Source organism: Nonlabens sp., from assembly GCF_039941875.1.
Taxonomy (GTDB): Bacteria; Bacteroidota; Bacteroidia; order Flavobacteriales; family Flavobacteriaceae; genus Nonlabens.
Window position 1 is genome coordinate 17774 of record NZ_JBDVDQ010000012.1, and the last position, 25356, is coordinate 43129.

Below are 25356 nucleotides of genomic sequence, written 5' to 3' on the forward strand. Positions count from 1 at the left end.
TAGATTACTTGCGATTATTTAAAACTAGTCAAGATGTAAAGCTTTCCCCTTTTTTAAAAGTAAATTGTAACGAAACCTTTCCCTAGCCCTAAAGGGTAGGTTTCTATTTCTTTATTCTAAAAAAATACAACTTAATTTTCCGCACCCTTTAGGGTTGGGGAACGGAAAATTATCGGAATCTAAAATTTGATACAGTATAAAGTTCTCCATTTTTCTAAATGGGAAAATTTAACCGAAACCTTTCCCTAGCCATAAAGAGAAGGTTTCTATTTCCTTATTCTAAAAAATACAACTTTATTTCCGCACTATTTAGAGGGTTGAGGAACGGAAAATGATAGAATTTAATAAGAAGTCTGAAGTATTGGCAAAAATATAAACCGTGAATATTTCATGATAACTAAAAGTTACATTTGTCATCATAAAGCAAATATGTTCATGAAATCATATATTCTACTCTTTACTCGTTTATTATTAGGTATTATCTTATTCTGGCAAGGATTAGGTAAAATAGCTACCTGGGGAATTGATAATGTTTATAAAAATGGTTTCGCTAGTTTTGAAGACAGTTTCTTACCTAATTTTATATTGAAATTTACAGTGTACTTTACTTCTTATGGAGAGTTTCTTGCTGGAATATTACTAGTCTTAGGCTTTTTCAGAAAGCTATCTTATGGTGTTGTGGCACTTATTCTTTTAATTGTCTCTTTCGGCCATGGAATGCAATCTCCTATATGGGATTTACAAAATGTGTTTATACGAGCGGTATTACTAGTTTTTATAGCGTGGTTCTATAAAGACGACTCTTTAAATATTGATCGGTTTTTATTCAAAAATAAATAAGGAGATTGAAGTCTAATTTATTAGATGGAAAAATTCTGAATCAAACCCTTTTGGTTTCATAAAATGTATGTTTATTTTCCGCACCCTTTAGGGTTGGGGAACGGAAAATTATCGAAATCTAAAACTCGCCACAGTATAAAGCTTTCCAGTTTTTTAAAGGTAAATTTTACCGAAACCTTTCCCTAGCCCTTAAGGGTAGGTTTCTATTTCTTTATTCTAAAAAATACAACTTTATTTTCCGCACCCTTTAGGGTTGGGGAAAGGAAAATTATCGGAATCTAAAACTCGCCACAGTATAAAACTTTCCAGTTTTTTAAAGGTAAATTTTACCGAAACCTTTCCCTAGCCCTAAAGGGTAGGTTACTATTTATTTATTCTAAAAAAATACAACTTGATTTTCCGCACCCTTTAGGGTTGGGGAACGGAAAATTATCGTAACCTAAAACTCGAACAGTACAAAGCTTTCCAGTTTTTTAAAGGGGAATTTTACCGAAACCTTTCCCTAGCCCTAAAGAGTAGGTTTCTATTTCTTTATTCTAAAAAAATACAACTTAATTTTCCGCACCCTTTAGGGTTGGGGAACGGAAAATTATCGTAACCTAAAACTCGCCACACTATAAAGCTTTCCTCTTTTTTATTATACAAATTAAATTTCACTGAAACCTTTCTCTAGCGCTAAAGGGTAGGTTTCTATTTTTTGGTTTTATAGAATGTATGTCCATTTTCCATACCCTTTAGGGTTGGGGAATGGGAAATTATTAGACCAAAAAAAAAGGTTAAAAAGTGATGTAATTGACATTTTTCAAACCTTTTTGTATACTTTTTTAGCTATTAGGCAACTATTTTAAAATTTCTTCGTCTTAACAGTAGATAATGGTCATTAACATAATAACTTTATAGTCCGTTGTTTATTTGCAATCAACTAACAAACCACCAAGATGAATTATATTATTAAAACTGCGATTACTTTTATTATCGCCATGTTGTTTTCTGTTTATGCGCAAGCGCAACTAACAGGAACTTTAACCGATTCTAATAAAGAGCCCATAGCCTTTGCTTCTATTTACATTAAAGGAACCTATAAAGGGACTACCACTAACCAAAATGGTGATTACACACTTAAACTAGATGGTTTTAAGGATTATGAGATCGTTTACCAGTCTTTGGGTTACCGACCTAAAACTATTCAAGTTTCTTTTACTCAAAATGGCCAGGTGCAAAATGTATCTCTAGAAGAAGAAGTGGCATCTCTAGATGCGGTTATTGTAAATTCAGATGAAAATCCTGCCGACCGCGTTATAAGAGAAGCAATCAAAAACAGAGAAATAAATCGTAAAAAGTTCTCCAGCTATAAGGCAGATTTTTACTCTCGTGGAATATGGCGCATGGAAGATGTGCCAGAAAAATTTATGGGACAAGAGGTAGGTGATCTAGAAGGGTCGCTAGATTCTTTATCACGCAGCGGCGTCGTTTACTTATCAGAAACGGTATCCAAAATAGCTTATGAAGCACCAGATAATTTTAAGGAACATATTATCGCTAGTAAAATATCTGGAGATGATAACGGCTTCAGCGCAAATAGTGCCGAAGAAGCTAATTTTGATTTTTATAACAACAACATAGATCTTAATAACCGTATCGTATCCCCTATTGCCGACTATGCTTTTGGGTATTACAAGTATAAATTATTAGGTACTTTTTATGATGAGAATAAATTCTTAATCAATAAAATAGAAGTGACCTCTAAACGTCCTAAAGACAATACTTTTAACGGTATAATTTATATTGTAGAAGATCAATGGACTATTTATGGTCTAGAAATGACCACATTAGGTGAGAACATAAACGTGCCTGTTATTGAGAATATTACTTTTAATCAAGACTTTACATATGAGCCTAGCAGCGGTGACTGGGTTAAAAGATCACAGAGTATTGACTTTATTTTCAGATTTTTAGGTTTTAAAGGTAATGGTAGGTTTATAGCAAATTATACTAATTATAATTTTACACCAGACTTTGACAAAGATTCATTCGGCCCAGAGGTGTTGAGTTTTGAGCTGGATGCAAATAAAAAAGACAGCACTTACTGGAGTAAAAAACGCCCTGTACCACTTACTGTAGAAGAATCTAATAATTATGTTCGTAAGGACAGTATCGCTGCTGTACGCAATGACCCTAAGTATAAAGATAGCGTGGACAGAGTGAATAATAAATTTCATATTCTTGACCCATTAACTGGTTACACTTATAGAAACAGTAAGAAAAACGAGAGTTTCAGCTATAATGGATTACTAAATCCTGGTAGTTTTAAAGGTTTTAATACAGTCCAAGGATATGTTATAGGTACAGGTTTTAGTTACTCAAAAGGTTATGATGACGACTATAACCGCAGTCTTTACATAACCAGTGATATCAACTATGGAATATCAGATGATAGACTACGATACACAGCACTTGCTAATTACAGATTTAATAGAACGAATAGAAGAAACATATCTGTTTATGGTGGTACAGAAGCTCGCCAAATCAACAATTCTAACCCTATAAGTGGTCTAGAAAACACTATTTCCAGCCTCGCATTTGAACGTAATTATGCTAAGTTTTATGAAGTAGACTATGCCGGTGCCAGTTATTCTGAAGAAATTGCAAATGGCTTCTTCTTAAGTGGTAGACTGGATTATGAAAAACGTCAAGGGCTTAATAACACCACAGACCAGGTATGGTTTACACAAAGTGATGTAGATTACACGAGTAATAATCCGGTGGGGTTAGATAATAACCGAGTGGCTACTATAGATGACCATGAGCTAGTTAAAATAGGCCTAGGCCTGACTATACGACCTGGACAGAAATTCCAAAGTTATCCAGATCAAAAGTATAATATACGCAACGAAAAGTATCCTACCATATCTATGTATTATGAAGGTGCTGTAGCTGCCAGTAATAGCGATTATAACTTTCACCAGTTGAGAGCGAGTATTTATCAGAGTTTTGATATGGGCAACCTAGGTCGCAGCAGTTATTGGGTAAATGGTGGTACGTTCTTAGATGGTGACGACATCTCCTTTGTAGATTACCAGCATTTTAACGGTAATCAATTAAGATATAAATTACAAGCACTAAATCCTTACGGTTTTGGCCTGCTCAACTATTATGATTACAGTACAAATGGAGACTATGCACAAGTACATTTACAGCACGACTTTAAAGGCTTTGTACTAGGTAAAGTACCAGGTTTAAATCGTTTAAACTACGATCTTATTTTAAGTGGTAAAGCTCTATTTACAGACCGTAAACCGTATTTTGAAGCTAGCGCAGGAATAGATAACATAGGTTTCGGTAAATTCCGTCCTTTCCGTGTGGATTATGTTTACAGCATGACTAGTGGTCGCAACTATGGTGCTTTTGTGGTAGGTATTAACTTTGGGTTATAGATGGATTTTAATTCCGCTTTCGCGAAAGCGGATACCTAACAAGCACTTTTTAAAACCCAACATATAATAGAAAAGACCAACTTAATATGTTGGTCTTTTTTTATTCTTGTGAATTTTATTACACAATTAATAACTGGTATATTATTTGAATCTTATGGAACGATTACATCAATATCTATTTTATCATGATACATATTTCCAATATATTTTCATCTGTATTTTTTGTTGTTTTTTTTTCAAGTTTATGCATTTGTCCACCACCCAAAAATTGGAAGAGAGCGACACCTATAGAATATGAATATGTGAAGGATGTATTCATAGGCGATATTAGAATCTATTGTGACAATGATTTGGAATACCTAATTGAAATATGCGAGGTTTTTAAAGGAGATCTACAACCTGGTCAAATAATTAAGGGTGTTAATTGGGGAACGTGTGGGCCTTATGTTGATACCGATGGAGAGTGGATATTATTCGGTAATTATTCTGACAGATTTATAGTAAATGATTGTGGTTTATCTTCAAATATTATCGATCCAAAAAGATTATTAGCTCCACAACCTATTAACTTAAAAAACAATTTAGAGTCTCAAAAGTTAGAAGCAAAGCAAAACATAAAACAGCAAATTAACATGCTGCGAGAAATGATAAAATAAAAAACACCTCTTTAAATAAATAAAGAGGTGTTCTATTAAAATACGAATGTCGATTGGTTATTAAAGACCTTCTTTAAGCTCTGCAATAGTTTTTGCCATTACTACACCTGGTAATTTTATTGGTGCTGCAACCTCAGCTATAAACGTTCCTTTTACTTCTCCTCTTTTATAAGTTGTAAAACCGATACGGTATAAACCTGCAGTAAGTGCTTTAGTTGGGCTACCTACTTCACTCTTATATCTCAATAAAGAGTTATAACTACTACCACTAGGTTGCTTAGGCATTTCACTACTATCATCATTACTAGCTAGTGTAGTCCATGTTGCGCTTTTTACACCTTCTTCTGTAACATTTTCTTTTTGGAAAATAGTAGAACGCTCAAGAGTGATGTACGTATCAAAGAAATCTTCTGAAGATTCATTTTCTTTATAAGCAGCTGACTGTATTGCTTTCTTTATTTTGTTCTTCCCTACTGGAGATACCATTCTTACACCTAATTCTGGTGCTACAGCTGGTACCCATACATAGATGTAATAGAATTTCTTACCATCTTCTACCGCGTCTTCATTACCTGGAGAAGCATATCCTACATAAGATATAACGTCTGTATAAGGTACTTTAATTGTTTTAGGTCCGATCTTTTTTTCAATAGAACTTCCGAATTTTTTCATTTTTTGAGCTTCTGCATTGAACATTGCACAGAAAGCAAATACTGATAATACTACTAATTTAATTTTCATAATCTTTTAGTTAATTTGTTAATTATTAGGACACTCGTTATTTTACTTCAATTCAAAGGTTACAGTAACACTATGTGGCTGTAAGGTAGTCGTACCATAGCTTTGTAAATATTGTGAGTTTGTATTTTGATCTGTTATACTCACTATTTCACCTATCGACTTATTCATTTTTCCAGCGATGGCTGTTGCTCTTTCTCTTGCGTTTGCAATAGCTTTTGCAGAAAGATCTACTAGCTCTGGATCTGTTAACGCTGTTGTTTCTACCTCTATATTTGCAATAGACACACCTGCAGATTTCAGATTTAATATTTTTCTTACCTCTTCTTTATCAGAGGTTTTTAAAAAATAATATGCTGATTCCCTGTTCTGGCTATAAGCCATAGAAAACTCGTAATAGGTATTTCTTTTAAACCTATTAAAATCAATGTCTAGGTCTTTAAGTTTTTTAATTACGTTTTGTTTTACCACTTTTAATGAGGTAGCTTCTACCTCTGCAGAGCCTTCATAAACTAATACTTGTTGTAGTGCGATGAGAACTACATAGTTCTCATCGACTAAATTTTTATCAGTTTCACCGATTACTGTAATGGTGTTTTCTTTTTCTTGAGAGTTTGCTATAATGGCAAGCAATAAGGCTATTATGTATATGAGCTTTTTCATAAGAAAACTTAGTTATTTTGTTCTTAGAAGAATAAGATAGAGGCAACTATCATCCATGCACCTACAAATATTCCTACTATACCTAACTTACCTTGTTTAGGTGCTAGTTTTGCTCTTAAAGCATTTGCTTTTTCCTTAGCAGCTTCGTTTTTAGATAATACATATTTGTTAATAAGACTAAATCCTAACATAAATCCTAAAACAGCTTCTACTATACTACCTGCTAATAATGTTACCCACCAGATAGGGAATGTAGAAATCCATCCTAGATTTAGTATTGAAAAGATAATTCCCCATATACCATAAAAGCAAAAAATCATACCGATCCATCCTTGGTAAGGCTCTATTTTTTCTAAAAGTTCTTTGGCATTAGGTTTCTTTGATAATAACAAAGATGGTACTGCGATGATGCTTAATAAGATTAGTGTAATTCCGAAAATCATAATGTTTGTTTTTAAGGTTAAATTTGTTTGTGTTATAATTGAAACATCTGGTTTATTTAAGTTGATGTCTCTCATATTTCTTCTGCAAATTTATGCCACTACTACAGTTTAAATAACCCCTTATTAAGTGAAAACGTATACCCTGAAAACAGGGTGTTTTAATATAAACAACTGTTATACAAGTTCTTACATTTGTTTTTAATCAGGATATCTGATTATAAAATCTCGTTTTAATCTGGATTAAATGAAGTAAAATCATTTTTGAAATTTTGAAGATTTGGTCGCTATTCTCTATTACGTTAAATACCAGTATTTAAAACCTTATATAGAATGATAAAAGAGCTCTATAATTAATATAGAACTCTTTTTATAATAGAATAAAGTGTGATTGATTTTTTAAGAAACGTAACCTTTCTTGATAGCATATTTAGTTAATCCAGCTAGGTTTCTTACATTCAGTTTAGTAATTAGATTCTTGCGATAACTTTCTATGGTGTGTTTACTTAAAAAGAGTTTATCTGCTATTTCTTGGGTAGTAAATTCTTCAGCAATTAAGGAGATTACCTCTACTTCTCTTTTAGTCAGTTTAATTTCTTGATCTTTATTTTTTTCAAATTTATTTTTAAGATAGATATCCTTAATCTCCTTTGAAAAATACTTTTCTCCACTTAGAATAGTTTCTATAGCTTTTAAGAACTCCTCTTTTTGTGCATTTTTCTGTAAATAACCATCTACATTGCTCTCTATAAGCTCATCGATAATATCTGGAGTATTATGCATACTCACAACCAGCGTTTTTACCGTACTAGATGTTTTCTTAATCCACTTATTTAAGGCTATACCATCTACCTCTGGCATGGTAACATCTGTAATAACTAGATCTATCTTTTCCTGTTTATTTATGGTCATATACTTTTGAACATGACCACCATGTTTTGCAGTATATAAAATATTATAATTACTCTCTGTTTTAAGGATGCTTAATAAACCATCTAAAAACATTTTATGATCGTCAGCTATAATAAGATTATGCTTCATGTATTACTTCTTTAAAAGGAATTTCAATATTGATATTCACACCTCTATCCGGTTGAGAATCTATATGTAATACCCCATTATAATTTTCTACTCTATTTTTAATATTTGTTAATCCTATACCTAATGTAGTCATAGCGATATCAAAACCAACACCGTCATCTTCATAAACAAAGAATAGAGATTCATTTAACAGGTCTAACTGTATATCTATCGTCTTTGCCTGAGCATATTTAAGTGTATTGGTAGTTAATTCTTGAAAAATAGAGAACATTTCATTTTGTAAAACTTTATTGAGCTTATTAATTTTTTCTTCATCAAAAAACGAAACATTAAAAGTTATTTCACTAGCCTCTTCTACAGTGTTAATATATTCTTTTACTAAAAACACAAAGTCATTTTCCCTTATTTTTTTAGGTAATAAATTATGAGATAAATTCCTTACCTGTTCATAGGTATCGTCTAACTGGCTGTATATTAACTTTAATTTATCCGGATGATTAGACAGCTGACTAAATTGCAATTTAATAGCTGCAAGATTACCTCCTACACTATCATGCATTTCTTGTGCGATCCTTTTACGTTCTTGATCTTGTCCTCTTACCGCAGCTTTAATCAACTTAATTTCCTGATCCTTTTTTAAAGAAAGAACTTGTTGCTCATTGATTTCTTTCTCTTTTAGGTTTAATAAACTTTGAGCTTGTAATTTTTGATAATAATTAATTAAAAGTCCAAAAATAGGAACTAATAAAATAAAGAATGCGGCAAGAACCACATATTTAATAGTCTTCTCTCTATCTAGTTCTACTGCTTTTAAAGCCTCTTTTTCTTTAAGCAGTATGATTTCGTTTTTACGTTTTTCAGCACCATTTTGTAGCAATAAAACTTTATTTTCATTTTGCTTTGCTATGATAGATTGTTGCAGTTTAAATTTTTCTAAATCTGCATCTTTATTTTTGATATTTAAACTCTTATTTAAGTTTTCAATCTGTAATAGTTTAATCTTTTTTTCTTTTTCTAGAGTTTTAAACCTTACCTCTAGTCGGTTCATTTCCTTTTCTGTTATAGAATTATCTATAGAGTCTCTTATCTTGTGATACAATTTACCATAATTATAGGCATTTCTATAATCACCTTTTCTCGCCATTAATTTCTCTAGCATTAGGTAACTGTTCATTTCCATATCCAGATTACCTAAATTCATAGACTTAACAAGTGCACTAGAAAAAATTAACGCTGCCTGACTATCATTTTCTTGATCATATAAAATGGTTCCTATTTTTCCCAGAGCAATAAGTTCGAGATCAGAAAATCTGTTGTTAAAACTAATATCTTTTGCGTCATAGTAGGCTGTCAGGCCTTCGTCTATTTCTCCTTTACTTATATAATTATCACCTATATTAATAATGACATTAACCAGTGCCTGTTTTCTATACCCTTCTTTCTCGCAAATAGCTTTTGCTTTCTGTAGATAAGTATTAGAAATTTCATATTTTTCTAAAGAGGAATAAATAGAACCTAAATTAATATAACTACCTAGAACAATCTCTTCATCCTTAGAAAATTCAATACATTTTTTTAATAAGTCTAACGCTTCTTCACCTTTACCTAAAGTTATATAAGCACTAGCTAGTCCATGTAAATGAGAATAATAAAGATCTGTCTCCTTATATTTTTCACTTAATTGAGCTCCCTTTATATACCAGTTTTTACTTTCCTGATATAAGCCCTTATTATTATTATTTAAAGCTAATAATTGATAAGATAATATCGTTAGCCGGATGCCTAAAGAATCACTAACAGTATTCTTTCCCTTAAGCGCCTCGTGAGTATAATAGATAGAAGAATCTGTATTTACATATTTATTATGATAGTAAGCTAGTAGTAAATGAGTATTAGTGATGGATTTTTTAAACTTAAATTTCTTAAGCTCTTTATGTGCTTGCTCATATGCCTTTTTATCCTCACCATTATTATAGTAATAAAATAACTTGTCTACTATTTCATTCTCAATTTCTACATTATAATCAGTTGGTTGCCCCATACATAGCGATGCATAGCATATAAAGAATAAAGCTAGTATGTATTTGGGCCTAAAAAGCATGCACAAATGTAGGTATTGCATTACTCAAAAACATCCCAAAATACAGGGGTTTATTGATTTTTTATCAAATCACTAAACAGCTTTTTTTTTACACTTCAAAGAAGAATTACACATTCTCACACTTTTCTAATTGAACATCACTAAAACTGAAAACTAAGTAATGATTCTCTCTAAAATCACTAACTTCACAATCCGTAATTAAAGGAGGTACAACCCTCATAATTAAGCAGGTCTTTACATCTATTAATTTATTGAACCACCACTTATTACGACTTTAAAATATCTCTTAATAAGTGATTACAGATTAACAAACAGAATCAAAAAAAAGTAAAATAAAATGAAAAAAATTGCCTTATTATTATTTGTTGCAGGATTGACATTCTCTTGTACAGAAAAAAAAGAAGAAAAAGCAACTGAAGAAGTCGCTACAGAAAAAACAACAGAGACTACCTATAACTATAAATCTGACCAGACTACTTTAACATGGACAGCTTATAAAACACCCCAAAAAGTAGGAGTTTCAGGTACCTTTGACACGATTAAAGTAACTGGTAACAAGGCCTCAAATAATGCTGAAGAAGTACTAGCAGGTGCTGCATTTAAAATAGACGGACTTTCTGTTAATTCAAAAAATGAAATACGTGACCCTAAACTGGTTGAATTTTTCTTTAAGAACTTAGTAAATCCAACTTTTAACGGTGAATTTGGAACATTTAACAATGGTACTGTAGATGTTACCTTGAACTTCAATGAAGTAGAAAAAGTAATTCCATTTACTTATACACTAGTAGATAACAAGTTAACCATTAATGGTACTATCGATATGATAGAAGACTTTAATGCTACAAAATCATTTGACGCTATTCATGAAGCTTGTAAAGAACTGCACAACGGTAAAACATGGCCAGATGTAGCTATAGAGGTTGTAGCACAATTATAAGAAACCTACCACATAAAATTATTTATAGATTTAAAGCTCATAGATTCATAAACATGAATTTATGAGCTTTTTTTATTAATTCTATTTGTAGTTTTGAATAGAAAATTAAAATAATAGTTTGATAATGATCTCGCTTTCGCGAAAGCGGAACTTTTAACAACCACCTCCTAGCCTTTATTAAACTGCCCCATAAACTAACCAGATGACTTTAAACATAAAAAACACGCTGCATACGTTATTAATTTTAGGTACATTGACCTTAGTAAATTGTAAAAACGACTCTAATAGAGAGCAAGATATAGCTCAAAAAACAGAGAAGAAATATCCAAGTGAAGTGTTAAGTATAATCGGTGAAAGCACCATTACCATGGGGAATGGTGAGCTGATCAAAGAGTTAGAAAATTACGAAAACAAGGATTACTTCTATACTGTAAACGATGGACAAGAATGGGTGGTTTATAAGACACCTAATTCTGGCGGGACCACAAAGAATTCTAGTAATACAAGATCTGAATTGCGCCTTAAGGAAGAATGGATTCCTGAAAACGGTGGTAAACTAACTGGAACATTAAAAGTAGCACATGTTTCTACTAGTGGTGACGCAAGAGTTGCGGCAGCCTACTCTGTTGTGGTAGGTCAAATACACAGCAAAGAAGGAAATGAAAATGAACCTATTAAAATATTTTACAAAAAATTTCCTGGTCATACTAAAGGCTCTGTTTTTTGGAATTATGAAATCAATACCAAAGATGACAATTCAAAAAGATGGGATTACTCTACAGCTATATGGGGTAACGATATGTCTGTGGTAGGTCCTGAATCAAATACAGCACCAGAAGAACCTGAAGACGGAATAGAGTTAAATGAAGAATTCAGCTATGAAATAAATGTTACAAACGGCATTATGGAACTTACTTTTACCAGTCCAGGTCACGACACTGTCACCTTTTCTAAGGACTTATTACATACAGAATTTGCTAACAAAGAAGACCTTCCTCAACAAATAACAACATTATATGCTTCCATAGGTAGAGATGGTACAGAGCTAGCACATTCTTATGCAGGAGAGTTACAGTATTTTAAACAAGGTGCGTACAATCAAGCAAATGGAAAAGATCCTGAAAAAAATATAGTGTGGAATACAGGATCTGACATCTATAATGGAGATCTAAAAAAGCAATACGAGAATGGCAGCTATGCCGAAGTATGGTTTAAAAAAGCTAGTCATAAAATAATCAAAGCTGGTAAGCAATAAGAAGGAAAACTTGTTAAATGAGGTGATGAATATCTTAATCTCTCTCCATATTATCCATAAACTCTAAGATATAAGGTTTTACCAACTCCGGTCGTCCCCATGAGATTTCATGTCCAGCGTTAGGTATGGTAATTATCTCAATGTTAGAAAAAATACGCTCTGTATAAGCTGCATTAATATAAGGTACTAAATCATCCTTATCTCCATGTATGTGAAGTATAGGAATAGCTACCTTTTCCCAATCCTTTTCTATCAGAGCAAGTTGTTGTGCATGCGTGGTCTTTTCATCTCCAGCGACACGATATCCGGTAGGTACTAACCAGCGCGTTAACCAGTATTGTGTAAGGTCAGACTGCCATACTCTTTGTTCATTTTCTGGATCTATGGCCGGAGATATCATCATCACACCTTTTACATTATCGTTTTCTAGAGCTAGTCGTGCCGCTAGTGGTCCACCATAAGAAGCGCCTATAACGATCATGTTTTTTAAATTAAGAGAACTTACTACTTCGTTCATAACCTTGGCTTGCGTATCTATAGAAATTAATGATTTTCCAAAGTTAGAATACCCATAACCTGGTCTATCTATCGCATGCAGATTAGCCCTATTGTACAATAAACTATCTTTAAGATAACGACGCCATGCACTTAGAGAACTAGGGGAACCATGTAAAAAAACGAGATTGACATCGTTTTCTTCCTGAGTAACACTTTGAAAACGCACCTTAAGATCTAAGCTATCTATAGAAACATAAGAAATTTGCGATAGAGCTTCTACATTAGAAAATGATTCTGTTATTTCTTCGTCATTTAAGCGGTACTGTAAACTACTACAAGAAGATAATAAAAGTCCACCTATTACTATTAAAAAAAAGTTTTTCATAAAAAGGCATATCATTTGAACCTGCGGTAAGCTATCAAACAGATATCACAAACCACTAGTTCCTTTTCATAAAATTTACTTAAGAAAGGCGTAGTTAAATAACACGATAATAATGATTACCCTAAAATTTTAATTCTTACCACCTAAAAATGGTACAAATCTAAACTCGCCAAAGGTTTCTTTTGAAAAATCAGTTGCACTCTCTCTAACGATAAGTGTCATAATTTGTGGGTCACTACCTACTGGTATTACAAGCCTGCCTCCTATTTTTAGTTGGCTTAATAATGTTTGAGGTATTTCTGGTGCTCCACAAGTAACTATAATAGAATCAAAAGGTGCCTCGTCTGGAAGTCCTTTGTAACCATCGCCAAAAACATATTTTCTAGGTCGGTAATTCAATTTTCTAAAAAGTAAATTGGTTTTCTTATACAGTTCATTCTGGCGCTCTATCGTATAAATTTGAGCCTTCATTTCTAACAGTACAGCACATTGATAACCGCTACCAGTTCCTATTTCTAGAACCTTATGACCTGGTTTTAACTGCAATAGCTGGCTTTGAAAAGCAACCGTATATGGGTGTGATATAGTCTGATCTGCCCCTATAGGAAATGCTTTATTCTGGTAAGCATGCTCTAAAAATGAACTATCTAGAAATAAATGTCTAGGCACTTTATTCATCGCATCTAGAACAGACGGATCAATAATACCCTTTGAACGCATCAACTCTACCAGCTGGCGACGTTTTCCTTTATGTATGTAATTATCTTTGATAAGGCCAAAAATAGTTTCCTACTTTCTATTTTCAATTGAAAAAGTTCAACTTTTTTTCAACAAAAAATTGTCAATTAAATAGGATAAGATTCTGTTTGCTCATTTTTATTTAACAATCATTTCCCTATTTTTACAAAAACGCAATAACTATGCTTAAAGCTGGAGTTCTCGGTGCTGGCCACCTAGGTAAAATTCACCTTAAATTATTACAACAAAGCGAGCGCTATGATCTGGTAGGTTTTTATGATGCAAACCCTGAGCACGCTGCACAAATAGAGGCAGATCTAGGTTACAAATATTTTTCTGACATTGATGAATTAATCGCCGCTTGCGACATGATAGATGTAGTTACCCCTACTTCTTATCATCATGAAAGTGGTGTAAAAGTTCTAGAGGCTGGAAAACATTTATTTATAGAAAAACCGATTACTGTAACCGTAGAAGAGGCAAATGAATTGATCTCGCTTTCGCGAAAGCGGAACCTAAAAGGTCAAGTTGGACAGGTAGAACGTTTTAACCCAGCATTTAGATCGGTAAGTGATCGCATAGAAAGTCCTATGTTTATTGAAACACATCGCCTGGCAGAGTTTAATCCTCGCGGGACCGATGTAAGTGTGGTGCTGGATTTAATGATACATGATATAGACGCTATTCTTAGTGTGGTAAAAAGCCCTGTGAAAAATGTGAGCGCTAGTGGAGTTTCTGTAATTTCTGAAACGCCAGATATCGCAAACGCGCGTATAGAGTTTGAAAATGGATGTGTGGCAAATCTTACTGCCAGCCGCATCAGTTTAAAACAAATGCGTAAAGCGCGTTTTTTCCAGAAAGACGCTTATATATCGGTAGATTTCTTAACTAAAAAGGTAGAAGTCGTACGCATGAAAAATGCTCCAGAAGTTCCAGGAGATTTTGATATGATTTTACAAAATGCCGAAGGAATCAAAAAACAAATCTATTTTGACAATCCAGATGTGGCAGATAATAATGCTATTCTAGACGAGTTAGAAACCTTTGCAGACGCTATAGAAAATGATACCAGACCTATCGTTAATCTAGAAGATGGCACTGCAGCACTAGACGTGGCTTTAAAAATCATTAAAGAGTTTAAGTCTTTATAGATAGCTATTCTGTATTAAAAACAACACACAACATTCTGTCTAGAAGGCAGAGTGATAATCATAAATTAAAACAGCTAATTACTCCCTATTGTGATGGTTTATATGTTTTCACAAGAGTAATTATTACTAATAAGAAAAATGAAAAACATTACAGTTATAGGTGCAGGAACCATGGGAAATGGAATCGCACACACATTTGCTCAATCAGGATTTAAGGTTGCTCTAGTAGATATCTCTCAAGAAAGTATCGATAGAGGATTAAATACCATCGCAAAAAACCTAGATCGCATGATTGCCAAAGAGCGCATCACAGAGGCTGATAAAGCTACAACTCTAGGCAATATTACTTCTTATCTAGATTTAAAAGCTGGTGTTGCACAAGCAGATCTTGTGGTAGAAGCAGCTACTGAAAATGTAAACCTGAAGCTAAAAATATTTGGTAATATGGATGAGTTTGCTCCGGCTAACTGTATTCTATCTACTAACACGTCTTCTATATCTATTACTCAAATCGCAGCGGTAACAAAGCGTCCAGAAAAAGTAATAGGAATGCACTTTATGAATCCAGTGCCTATCATGAAACTGGTAGAGATTATAAGAGGTTATTCTACTAGTGACGAGGTTACTAAAACCATCATGGAACTTTCTAAGCAGCTAGGTAAAACACCTACAGAGGTTAATGATTATCCAGGTTTTGTAGCAAACCGTATTTTAATGCCTATGATTAACGAGGCTATCGAAACCTTATACAATGGAGTTGCTGGAGTAGAAGAAATAGACACGGTAATGAAATTAGGAATGGCACACCCTATGGGACCACTTCAATTAGCTGATTTTATAGGATTAGACGTATGTCTTTCTATTCTTAACGTGATGCACGACGGTTTTAAAAACCCTAAATACGCACCATGTCCATTATTAGTTAATATGGTTATGGCTGGTAAAAAAGGTGTGAAATCGGGAGAAGGTTTCTACGACTACTCTACTTCTAGAAAAGCTGAAGTTGTAAGCGCTAGTTTTAAATAACAACTATAAATGCCCACAATAAAACCATTTAAAGGAGTAAGAGCTACCGCAGATAAGGTTGCGCACGTGATATCGCGCACTTATCAAGATTATGGTAAGAAAGAATTGAAAGCGCAACTTAAATTTAATCCTTATAGTTTTTTACAAATTTTAAATCCTGGTTATAAATTTAACCAAGAGATATCTGGTGTAGAAAGATATAATCTAGTCAGAAACAGATACCTAGAATTTAAAGAAGAAGGCTATCTGGTAAAAGATGAAAAAGCTGCTTTTTATGTTTATGAAAACGTGGATCCGCATCACAGTTATACCGGCATTATAGCTGGTACGAGTACCGATGATTATCTCAACAATAAAATTAAAAAGCACGAGGATACTTTAAGTTTAAAAGAAAATCTCTTTAAGAATTATTTAAAAGCTGCTGGTTTTAATGCAGAGCCGGTTTTACTTACCTATGAAGATAGATCTGAGATCAATCAACTGATAGCTGACATTAAAACCACTACTCCAGATAAACATTTCTCTACCACAGATTTTAACTCGCATAAAATATGGCCGGTTACAAATCCAGAATTGATAGAAAAAATAGAGCAAGAATTTAAAGAACTCTCACAACTTTATATTGCAGACGGTCACCACCGTAGTGCCAGTTCTAGCCTACTGGCACAAGAAATGGGCGATGAAAAAGAAAGTTATAAATTTTTCATGAGTTTGCTTATTGCAGAAAGCCAACTTAACATTTATGAGTTTAACAGACAGGTAAAAGATCTTAACGGTCTTAATAAACAAGAGTTTCTTATGAAACTCGATCAACATTTTAGAATACAAAACCGCGGTCTAGAACTCTATAGACCTTCTAAGAAACATCATTTTAGCATGTATCTCGATGGAGAGTTTTACAGTCTTTATTTACGCAAAGGACTTTTAAAAGAGTTAACTCCTTTGCAAGATCTCGACCCACAATTATTATACGATCTTATCCTAGATCCTATTTTGGGAATTAAAGATTTACGTACAGACAGCCGCATACAGTACAGTTATGGAAAACATGACTTAATGCACATGAAAGAACGCGTAGATAAGAGAGAATATAAAGTAGGTTTTGGCTTATTTCCTACTACGGTAGAGCAAATGAAATCCATAGCCGATGCTGATTTGAGAATGCCTCCTAAGAGTACTTTTATACGTCCTAAACTACCTAGCGGTTTAATAATCTATGAATTTTAAACATGAGCACAATTAAAGAATCTCTGTTACGCTTTCGCGAAAGCGTGCAACCAAAAGCTACTCTAGTAGCAGTAAGTAAAACTAAACCTATAAGCGATCTAGAAGAGGCCTATGAGGTCGGGCAACGCATTTTTGGTGAGAATAAGATTCAAGAAATGACCGAAAAATGGGAAACGCTACCCAAAGATATCGAGTGGCATATGATAGGCCATACACAACGTAACAAGGTGAAATACATGGCACCTTATGTTGATTTAATTCACAGTGTAGACTCTCCTAGATTGCTTAAAGAAATTAATAAACAGGCTAAAAATAACGACCGTGTGATCAATTGTTTATTACAAGTTCATATTGCTCAGGAAGAATCAAAATTTGGTTTTGACGAGCAAGAATTGATTACTCTATTAAACGATGCTGCTTTCAAAGAATATGAAAATATTCAAATTAAAGGCCTCATGGGTATGGCTACATTTACCGATAATGAAGACCAAGTACGTGCAGAATTTAAAAGTCTAGCTGCTACTTTTAATAAAATAAAAACAGATAACTTATTAGATGCTAGACATGACTTTAGTGAATTATCTATGGGTATGACTGGAGATTATAAAATCGCTCTAGAAGAAGGCTCTACTATGGTGCGCATAGGTAGTGCCATCTTTGGCAGTAGGAATTATTAATATCAATAAGCTTAAAAGTCATGGAGCTATCCCTTAGTATACCAGCATTGTTATTTCCTGCTATCTCATTAACCATGCTAGCTTATAATGCTAGATATCTAGCTATTGCAGCTTTAATAAGAAGTCTGCACAGTCAGTATGAAGATAATGCATCAGAAACTATAAGACTTCAAGTTGAGAAGTTAAGAAAACGACTTACAATCATTAAGAATATGCAAGCTGTTGCTATACTTAGTTTTTTACTAGCAGTGACTACCATGCTACTCATATATTTAGAGCTAGGTTTTTGGGCAAATATAGTTTTCGGTACCAGTCTAGTTGCTTTAATGGTATCTCTTATACTTTCTTTAATTGAGGTACAATTATCTACCAAAGCATTAAGTATACAATTACAAAGTATAGAAAAGAAAGAGAAATAAGTCTCATAGAAAGTAAACTAAGTGATTTTAAAAGCCTTTCGAATTGATTTTTGAAAGGCTTTTTTTACGTTTAGAAGCGAACTCATAATTGCTAAAATTAAGATAAAACATATTTAATAACTAAACGATTGTTTAGTTTAGCAGTGTAATATTTATATAATTAGTATAAAATCAAAGAATCATGAGAAAAATAATCACTCTATCCATTAATATAATATCCATACTTGCTATGACTTTTTTTGCTATTCCAAAGTTATTAGGACAGCCTACAAGCGTTGCAGGATTTAAACAATTTGAACAAGTCATTCCCTTAGATGCTGAATTCTTCATGATCTTTACTGGAATATCTGAGTTAAGTATGGCGATACTTATCTTATACTTTGCAATTACTAAGAAAATAAAAGTTGGAATGTTTGCCTATGCATTTTTAATGATCACCATGATAACAGCATTAGGCTTGGAATTTATTGCTAGACCAGAACCTAAAATGGTATTAGTAATTATCGCCATTGTACTGGTTATATTTTCAGTGTATCAACTCCTCACTTTAAAAAATAAAGTAGCTGTGTAAGAAGTTACTATTGTAAGTTTATTTTGTTTTTTTTTAACAGCTCCATTTAAAAGTTAATAGAGTGCTTGTATGAATTATACCTTTTGTTAACTTTTATGAGAAACTAAGTGTTATTTCATTCATCAATTCTATTGCTTTTCAACTTTAGATAAAAGAAAAGAGTAAGCTTAAGACCATAAAGAAAATGGAATCGAAACAAAAATTTATTATCGGACAGAATAATTTCTTTTTCGATGAATCAAAATGCGTAATTGAATATTATAATAATGAGGTGATTGACTTTACTTTTGTTGGAAACAATGAACGTTTTGAAACTCTAGAAGAAAATAATGATTTTGAATTCAAAGACTTTATTTATTCTCCAAAATTATATATTAGGAACCTTACTTTATCAAAAAATATGCAAAGTTTAATCACAGAAAACAATCATTTAGATTCTGAAATCGGACTTTACTTTGGTGAACACGGAATATTTATTGGCGAGGTTTGTCTTAAAAACAATTGTGTTAGAATTATTGGATTTGGAGAAGTATATGGTGAAAAATATCCTGTAAAAATTAACTATACGCTATAATACCTAAGCAATAAAACAACAAGTAAAACTTCATTTCCTAAAAGCACTTTTCATATTTATCATATTACAATAGCTCTGATTTTATAATCTAAAATGTATCTATCTGTTATAAAATACCCTTCTATTGTTTATGTTTACATCTATCTAAAACTGTTGTCGATTAATTCATTATGGAAAACATACCTCATAAAGAGAGTCAAATTCATTGCGTTAGTAATTTTGAAGATTTTATAAGTGCTTCTTTTCATGAAAAAATGAATGCCATTTGTTGGAATCGTAATTTAGTAGGTGATTTTTCTGAGATCGTTAGCCAGTTAGAATCAAATGAGAACATAGTTGAGATTCTACCAGATGATCTTTTAGAACTTCAGCTAAGTGATCAAGGGCAACTGGCACGTAAAATACTTTTAGAAGATTTAAAAGCCTTGAAAGATCTGGGCACATCTCCTACTCTCAACCTTATTGAGTTCTATGATAGAGATGACAGCTATCCACCATTCCCTACAGATGTATATTCCTTTCATGTAGATCGATCTCCTGTACCTGTAGATACTATCTTATGCACCTATTATGGCGCATCTAGTGAAATATTACCCAATTCACAAGCGATACAAAAAATCCAGATTCCAGAAATACGCGAGGATCTTAAAAAATTACACGACGAATCAGAAGAAGGTTTTGAAACATTTTTAAGTGACAATTTCTTTGATTTACATTATCAAGAAAAACCTGATTCACAACCTATAACATTAGAGTTAGGTAACCTTTACAGATTAGCTATAGATCATCCTGAGAGCAAAGTCCTACCATGTGTACACCGTGCACCAAAAGAAAAAAAGGGAGAGAAAAGGTTGTTGCTTATTTGTTAAAGGCATTAATTGAATAACAGTTATCTAAACTTAAATAAATTATACTAAAAGAATAAAGCCTTGTGAAATGAACTTCACAAGGCTTATAAAAAGGGATTCTATAAATTTAGTAGTATTAGGCTCTTGTTACTTTAAGTACTTTACTTAAATCATAACCACCGAATTTTTTCATATAAGATTTGGTAGAACTACCATAAGCATCTCTATTACTCTTGCGTCCATTTGATTTAAGAAATTTCTTCACACCACCTGGTCCAGATAAATGGGCAGCAGCAAGAATACCACTTTCTGTTACTTCTACACCTGCAATGGTTTTCCCCTCATATTTCTCAATATAAGGTTTCAATATCTTATGATTGTATCTTAAATTCTGAATAAAGACTCTTTCTTGTAATCTTACTGACTTTAAGAAAGCAGTAGTATCTGTTACACCAAAATGTCTCAGAGTCACTGCACCGAACTGGTACTTACCCATGTAACCTAAAGTATTAACACGCCAGTGTTGACCTCTAGATTCTTTAAAAGCTAGCGCTTCTTTGAAGGATATAAAACTATCTGCACTGGACGTAGCCAGTGAATAGTCTCGTAGATTCAAGTCACCACTCTCTTCTTCTTTTTCTATTTCTTCAAAAGGTCCCATTTCTAAAACCTCTTTTACAGCAGTCTTTTCAGAGTTGCTATTTGAAGAATCGGATTTTATAAATTTAAAAGCCGAAAAGCTCATCAACAACACTGCTGGATAAGCGATAAAATTCACATATTGTGATCTCATAAAGTTTGTTTCCGAAAGATTACTGTCACATCTTTCTATAACGCGGCGCAAATTTACGACACTATCTCAGTTAATTATCAAATAGATGTTAAAGAACTGATTTAAGGCACTGTATCTTTAAAAATTGACATTTTAAGCGGTCGTTAGTCTTTTAAACGATAGAAACGAGGTCAGTCATCTATATTGTATGAGATTTAAGTAACAAAGGATAAATGAAATATGGATAGATCTTAAAGAATTGAACTTTTTTTTAACAAAAAATAACATTTAATCGACTTAAACACATTATGAACCGCTAGTAATCAACCGATTATTATTTTTTTATGAATAAATATAGTACTTAATTATTCTTTGCTATCCATCTTCTATAAGCCGCAGCATTACGGTTGTGTTGTGCAAGAGTTTTGGCAAATTTATGGTATCCAAAATTCTCAACATTTGCTACAAAATATAAGTAGTCGTGCTTTTCTGGATTAAGCACCGCATTTATTGCGCTTAAATCTGGAGTAACTATAGGTCCTGGAGGCAGGCTAGAATATTTATACGTATTGTATGGATTATCTATTTCTAGATGTTTGTACAGCACTTGCTTAATTTGCTGCTCAAAATCATTTTCAGATTTTTTCTTTGCATATATAACTGTTGGGTCTGCGTCTAGTTTTATACCTCTCGCAAGGCGGTTAAGGTAAACACCTGCAACTCTAGGCATTTCATCTACTTTGGCAGTTTCTTTTTGTACTATAGAAGCGACGGTATACACTTCACTAGGTGATAGATCTAGCTTTTTTGCTTTTTCAAGTTTCTCTGCCGTCCAGAATTGCTTATGATAAGACAGCATTTTATCTCTAAAACGCTCTGCACTGGTATTCCAGTAGGTTTCATAAGAATTTGGTAAATAGATGCTCAAAGCTGTATTTTCATCCAGTCCGTTTTCCTTTAAAAATTCTGGATCTTTCATGGCCTTAAGTAAACTTAGGCTATCAGGTTCTATTTGTTGTGATAAACGTCCTGCAAGATTTTCTACACGTTCTTGATTATTAAAAGTAACCTTCACGGGCATATTCTGGCTGCGTACGGTATTTATAATATCGTTATTACTAGAACCTTTTTTTATTAAAAACCTACCAGATTTTATATTCTCGTTATACTTTTTCTTTACCGCCGTAGTGTGCAAGTTATCACGATTTTTTACTGCATCTGCTATTATAAGAAATGCGGTATTATAGTCTGCATCACTAGGTATAAAAACCTCATAGGTTTCGGTCTCAAAATTTGTGTTAGAACCGAATAATATCGAGTAAATATTATAAGCAAATATGCCCATAATTACCAGTCCTACTAATACGATACCTAGGATGATTTTTTTATAATTCTTATTCATTGATGAGTTGGTAAAGGTGTTCGTTTTTATATGATTTTTCTGTGGCGATCCAGTCTTTTTTTATTCCGCTTTCGCGAAAGCGTAACTTTTCAAACAATTTGCGACTGGCTAGATTATCCTCACTTATACTCGCATATAACTGATGTAATCTAAGATGTTTAAAAGCATAATTTATCATAAGTTCTAATGCAGCAGTAGCGAGTCCACGGGCACGATCTGACTCTTGAGAGATAATAATCCCTACTCCTGCACGTTTATGATAAGGGTCAAAATCATAAAGATCTACGACTCCTTTTATTTCATTATTTGAATTGCAAATAGCGAGACGTAATTGTTTTACCTCATAAATATCGCGGTGTGCATTTTCTAGATATTCTCTGATGGTAAATTTAGAATAAGGAGTTATCGTGTGACCGAATTCCCATAATTCTGGATTGTTCTCTAGTGCATAGATAAAGTCTAGATCTTCTGGATCTACTGCCCTTAACTCGCATATATCGCTTTTTAACATCATACGACTATCGCTCCTTTAAAAACTTGCGTTGCAGGACCGGTTAACCATATATCAGTATATCCTTGAGGAGATGGCTGGTATTTTACTTTTAAAGTACCGCCAGGTGTAATAAGTGACACCTCATTATTTTGTGTTTGTTGTGTGCTATGCATGGCAAGAGCTACAGCTGTAACACCTGTACCACAACTTAGGGTTTCATCTTCTACTCCACGCTCATAGGTACGTACTTTAAATACGTTACCACCTTGTGGTTCTACAAAGTTTATGTTTGCTCCTTCTTTACCATAAACATCATTACGCAGGTGTCTACCTTGTGTAAAAACGTCTGTATGATCTATGTTATCGGTTAATTGAACATGATGTGGTGAACCAGTATTTGTAAAAATATGCCCATCAAAAACTTGTACCACAGATACATCTGTCATTTGTAAACTCACCTCTCCATTATCAAATAAATGTGCATGGTGTAAACCGTCTGTAGCCTCGAAGCTTGCGGTATCTTCTACGATACCTAAGTGTTGTGCAAAACTAACTAGACAGCGGCCACCATTACCACACATAGAACTCTCATTACCGTCTGCATTATAATAAACCATGGTAAAGTCTAAGGTGTCGTGATTTTCTAACAGCATTAAACCGTCTGCTCCTATACCAAATTTACGATCGCAAAGCTTCTCAATAAGTTTAGTGTTTGTTTTATCAAAATGTAAGTCGCGATTATCTAGGATAACAAAGTCATTACCTGTTCCTTGATACTTGAAGAATGTGATCGTTTTCATTCTTGCAAAAATACAGCAAGTCATTCAATTCTCTCAATGTTAAACAGCGTTAAACCTATTTTTTAAACACAATTCTATATGTAATTTTAGGTTATAGATATAAATAAACAAATTGCATATGAAATCATTTATCAAAACATTAGGGATAGCCGTCCTAGGTGGCGCGGTTGTTTTAGGATCTTATAAATTCTTTTTTGAGGAAAATTCTCAGAAATCTATATATACAGAACAAGCAACCACAGGAGAAAATCCTGTACCAATAAGTCCTGTAAACTATGTAAACGCAACATCTATAGCAGGTGTTGATTTTACTGAAGCAGCTGAGAAAACTGTACATGCCGTGGTACACGTAAAAAACAAAACGGTAGCCCGAGTAAGACAGTCCTGGTCTGATTTAAGAAACGGACGCGTACCTTATAGAGAAGCGATAGGAACTGGTAGTGGTGTCATTATTACTGAAGATGGTTATATAGTGACTAATAATCATGTTATTGATAATGCTCGTGAACTAGAGGTTACTCTTAATAATAACAAAACCTATAAAGCAAAATTGATAGGTACAGAACCTAATAGTGATATCGCTTTATTAAAAATAGAGACAGATGAGGCGTTGCCATATATTGTTTTTGGCGATTCTGACCAGACTAAAATAGGAGAATGGGTTTTAGCCGTAGGAAATCCTTTTAACCTTACTAGTACGGTAACTGCAGGAATAGTAAGTGCCAAGGGTCGCGACCTAGATACTACCGATGCAAATCAGCAAAGTTTTATACAAACTGATGCCGCCGTAAACCCTGGTAATTCTGGTGGCGCGCTGGTAAATACAAATGGAGAACTTATAGGTATCAATACAGCTATCGCGTCTAAGACTGGTTCTTATGTAGGGTATTCATTTGCAGTACCATCTAATAATGCTCGTAAAATCATTAATGACATTATAGAATTTGGTTTCGTACAAAAAGGGATGCTAGGTATACGCGGTGGTGATCTTAATGGTAATATAGCAACCGAATTAGGTATAGATGAAAGTGAAGGAATTATAGTTTCTGACGTGGTAGAAGATAGTGGTGCCTTTAATGCAGGATTACGCAAAGGAGATGTTATTACCATGATCGATAATATCAAGATCACAAAATTCTCTGAGCTTACTGGTTATGTTACTAGTAAAAACCCTGGTGATGTAGTTGTGGCAAGTGTTATTAGAGATGGAAAAATAAGTCAAATGAATATTGAATTGACTAAAAACAATACGGTTAGTATTCCATCTATAGAAATGGATTTACGTAATCTGACTAAAGCAGATCGTAAAAGGTATAAAATTAAAGAAGGTGTAAAAATAGAACGTACCACCGGAGGTCTAGCTAGATATGATATGAGAGATTATGTTATCACTAAAATAAATGACACCGAGGTTACTAATATAGACGACGTACAAAATGTATTAAGAAGCGTTAATCCTAAGGCTACTTTATTAATTCAAATGAAGAATAGCGCTGGAGAAATAGAGCGTTTTAGATACAACATGGATTAATTAAGTTTAAGTTTAAGTTTAAGTTTAAGTTTAAGTTTAAGTTTAAGTTTAAGTTTAAGTTTAAGTTTAAGTTTAAGTTTAAGTTTAAGTTTAAGTTTAAGTTTAAGTTTAAGTTTAAGTTTAAGTTTAAGTTTAA

At 33.2% G+C, this 25356-nt stretch carries 25 protein-coding genes; 14 read left to right on the forward strand and 11 right to left on the reverse strand.

Annotated features, from left to right (window positions below; translation table 11 throughout):
• The first annotated feature begins 435 nt into the window (after positions 1 to 435).
• The 3 genes from ABJF08_RS07075 to ABJF08_RS07085 all read left to right on the forward strand — a co-directional run bounded on the left by ABJF08_RS07075 (position 436) and on the right by ABJF08_RS07085 (position 4930).
• A complete protein-coding gene (locus ABJF08_RS07075; RefSeq protein ID WP_348115394.1) occupies positions 436 to 840 on the forward strand; it encodes a DoxX family protein in 405 nt (134 codons plus the stop codon).
• Positions 841 to 1778: 938 nt separating this feature from the next.
• The gene (locus ABJF08_RS07080; protein WP_348115395.1) at positions 1779 to 4274 is read left to right on the forward strand and encodes a DUF5686 and carboxypeptidase regulatory-like domain-containing protein; all 2496 of its coding nucleotides are present in this window, start codon (positions 1779 to 1781) and stop codon (positions 4272 to 4274) included.
• Between the two features lie 350 nt (positions 4275 to 4624).
• On the forward strand, positions 4625 to 4930 hold the full coding sequence (locus ABJF08_RS07085) for a hypothetical protein (RefSeq protein ID WP_348115396.1): 306 nt from the start codon (positions 4625 to 4627) through the stop codon (positions 4928 to 4930).
• A 60-nt stretch (positions 4931 to 4990) separates the two neighbouring features.
• Here the strand turns inward: ABJF08_RS07085 and ABJF08_RS07090 are convergent, their stop codons facing one another.
• The 5 genes from ABJF08_RS07090 to ABJF08_RS07110 all read right to left on the reverse strand — a co-directional run bounded on the left by ABJF08_RS07090 (position 4991) and on the right by ABJF08_RS07110 (position 9853).
• Positions 4991 to 5671 (reverse strand): Lipl32 family lipoprotein, encoded by a 681-nt coding sequence (locus tag ABJF08_RS07090; protein ID WP_348115397.1) that lies wholly within the window; start codon positions 5669 to 5671, stop codon positions 4991 to 4993.
• A gap of 42 nt (positions 5672 to 5713) precedes the next feature.
• Positions 5714 to 6331, reverse strand: coding sequence for an SIMPL domain-containing protein (locus tag ABJF08_RS07095; protein ID WP_348115398.1), 618 nt, complete (start codon positions 6329 to 6331; stop codon positions 5714 to 5716).
• Positions 6332 to 6354: 23 nt separating this feature from the next.
• Positions 6355 to 6774 carry a hypothetical protein gene (locus ABJF08_RS07100; protein ID WP_348115399.1) on the reverse strand — a complete coding sequence of 140 codons (420 nt, stop codon included), beginning with the start codon at positions 6772 to 6774 and terminating at the stop codon, positions 6355 to 6357.
• Positions 6775 to 7170: 396 nt separating this feature from the next.
• Entirely contained in the window at positions 7171 to 7812 is a 642-nt protein-coding gene (locus tag ABJF08_RS07105) for a response regulator transcription factor (RefSeq protein WP_348115400.1), read from the reverse strand.
• A complete protein-coding gene (locus tag ABJF08_RS07110; protein WP_348115401.1) occupies positions 7802 to 9853 on the reverse strand; it encodes a sensor histidine kinase in 2052 nt (683 codons plus the stop codon). The genes ABJF08_RS07105 and ABJF08_RS07110 overlap by 11 nt, the downstream gene beginning before the upstream one ends.
• A gap of 397 nt (positions 9854 to 10250) precedes the next feature.
• Between ABJF08_RS07110 and ABJF08_RS07115 the strand changes: the two genes are divergently transcribed.
• Both ABJF08_RS07115 and ABJF08_RS07120 read left to right on the forward strand, forming a co-directional pair.
• The gene (locus ABJF08_RS07115; RefSeq protein ID WP_348115402.1) at positions 10251 to 10853 is read left to right on the forward strand and encodes a YceI family protein; all 603 of its coding nucleotides are present in this window, start codon (positions 10251 to 10253) and stop codon (positions 10851 to 10853) included.
• Between the two features lie 202 nt (positions 10854 to 11055).
• Positions 11056 to 12108, forward strand: coding sequence for a polysaccharide lyase family 7 protein (locus tag ABJF08_RS07120; protein WP_348115403.1), 1053 nt, complete (start codon positions 11056 to 11058; stop codon positions 12106 to 12108).
• Positions 12109 to 12142: 34 nt separating this feature from the next.
• Here the strand turns inward: ABJF08_RS07120 and ABJF08_RS07125 are convergent, their stop codons facing one another.
• Complete coding sequence (locus ABJF08_RS07125) at positions 12143 to 12991, reverse strand: alpha/beta hydrolase (RefSeq protein WP_348115404.1); 849 nt, start codon at positions 12989 to 12991, stop codon at positions 12143 to 12145.
• A 129-nt stretch (positions 12992 to 13120) separates the two neighbouring features.
• The gene (locus tag ABJF08_RS07130) at positions 13121 to 13762 is read right to left on the reverse strand and encodes a protein-L-isoaspartate(D-aspartate) O-methyltransferase (RefSeq protein ID WP_348115418.1); all 642 of its coding nucleotides are present in this window, start codon (positions 13760 to 13762) and stop codon (positions 13121 to 13123) included.
• A 149-nt stretch (positions 13763 to 13911) separates the two neighbouring features.
• On the opposite strand from ABJF08_RS07130, the gene ABJF08_RS07135 reads away from it, so the two are divergent.
• The 8 genes from ABJF08_RS07135 to ABJF08_RS07170 all read left to right on the forward strand — a co-directional run bounded on the left by ABJF08_RS07135 (position 13912) and on the right by ABJF08_RS07170 (position 20243).
• Entirely contained in the window at positions 13912 to 14880 is a 969-nt protein-coding gene (locus ABJF08_RS07135) for a Gfo/Idh/MocA family oxidoreductase (protein WP_348115405.1), read from the forward strand.
• 138 nt (positions 14881 to 15018) lie between these two features.
• Positions 15019 to 15906 (forward strand): 3-hydroxybutyryl-CoA dehydrogenase, encoded by an 888-nt coding sequence (locus tag ABJF08_RS07140; RefSeq protein ID WP_348115406.1) that lies wholly within the window; start codon positions 15019 to 15021, stop codon positions 15904 to 15906.
• Positions 15907 to 15915: 9 nt separating this feature from the next.
• Complete coding sequence (locus ABJF08_RS07145) at positions 15916 to 17133, forward strand: DUF1015 domain-containing protein (RefSeq protein ID WP_348115407.1); 1218 nt, start codon at positions 15916 to 15918, stop codon at positions 17131 to 17133.
• A 2-nt stretch (positions 17134 to 17135) separates the two neighbouring features.
• The gene (locus ABJF08_RS07150; RefSeq protein ID WP_348115408.1) at positions 17136 to 17810 is read left to right on the forward strand and encodes a YggS family pyridoxal phosphate-dependent enzyme; all 675 of its coding nucleotides are present in this window, start codon (positions 17136 to 17138) and stop codon (positions 17808 to 17810) included.
• A gap of 20 nt (positions 17811 to 17830) precedes the next feature.
• On the forward strand, positions 17831 to 18229 hold the full coding sequence (locus ABJF08_RS07155; protein WP_348115409.1) for a DUF2721 domain-containing protein: 399 nt from the start codon (positions 17831 to 17833) through the stop codon (positions 18227 to 18229).
• A gap of 181 nt (positions 18230 to 18410) precedes the next feature.
• On the forward strand, positions 18411 to 18800 hold the full coding sequence (locus tag ABJF08_RS07160) for a hypothetical protein (protein WP_348115410.1): 390 nt from the start codon (positions 18411 to 18413) through the stop codon (positions 18798 to 18800).
• Between the two features lie 184 nt (positions 18801 to 18984).
• A complete protein-coding gene (locus ABJF08_RS07165) occupies positions 18985 to 19374 on the forward strand; it encodes a hypothetical protein (protein WP_348115411.1) in 390 nt (129 codons plus the stop codon).
• A 170-nt stretch (positions 19375 to 19544) separates the two neighbouring features.
• Entirely contained in the window at positions 19545 to 20243 is a 699-nt protein-coding gene (locus tag ABJF08_RS07170) for a hypothetical protein (RefSeq protein ID WP_348115412.1), read from the forward strand.
• 115 nt (positions 20244 to 20358) lie between these two features.
• Here ABJF08_RS07170 and ABJF08_RS07175 read toward each other — a convergent pair whose 3' ends face one another.
• The 4 genes from ABJF08_RS07175 to dapF form a co-directional block, all read right to left on the reverse strand.
• Positions 20359 to 21015 (reverse strand): peptidoglycan-binding protein LysM, encoded by a 657-nt coding sequence (locus tag ABJF08_RS07175; protein WP_348115413.1) that lies wholly within the window; start codon positions 21013 to 21015, stop codon positions 20359 to 20361.
• A 340-nt stretch (positions 21016 to 21355) separates the two neighbouring features.
• Entirely contained in the window at positions 21356 to 22396 is a 1041-nt protein-coding gene (mltG, locus tag ABJF08_RS07180; protein ID WP_348115415.1) for an endolytic transglycosylase MltG, read from the reverse strand.
• Positions 22389 to 22907 (reverse strand): GNAT family N-acetyltransferase, encoded by a 519-nt coding sequence (locus ABJF08_RS07185; RefSeq protein ID WP_348115419.1) that lies wholly within the window; start codon positions 22905 to 22907, stop codon positions 22389 to 22391. Before ABJF08_RS07185 ends, mltG begins: the two co-directional genes overlap by 8 nt.
• A complete protein-coding gene (gene dapF, locus ABJF08_RS07190; protein ID WP_348115416.1) occupies positions 22907 to 23689 on the reverse strand; it encodes a diaminopimelate epimerase in 783 nt (260 codons plus the stop codon). Before dapF ends, ABJF08_RS07185 begins: the two co-directional genes overlap by 1 nt.
• Positions 23690 to 23807: 118 nt before the next feature.
• Here dapF and ABJF08_RS07195 point away from each other — a divergent pair, with 118 nt between their 5' ends.
• Positions 23808 to 25220, forward strand: coding sequence for a trypsin-like peptidase domain-containing protein (locus ABJF08_RS07195; RefSeq protein ID WP_348115417.1), 1413 nt, complete (start codon positions 23808 to 23810; stop codon positions 25218 to 25220).
• The last annotated feature ends 136 nt before the right edge of the window (positions 25221 to 25356 follow it).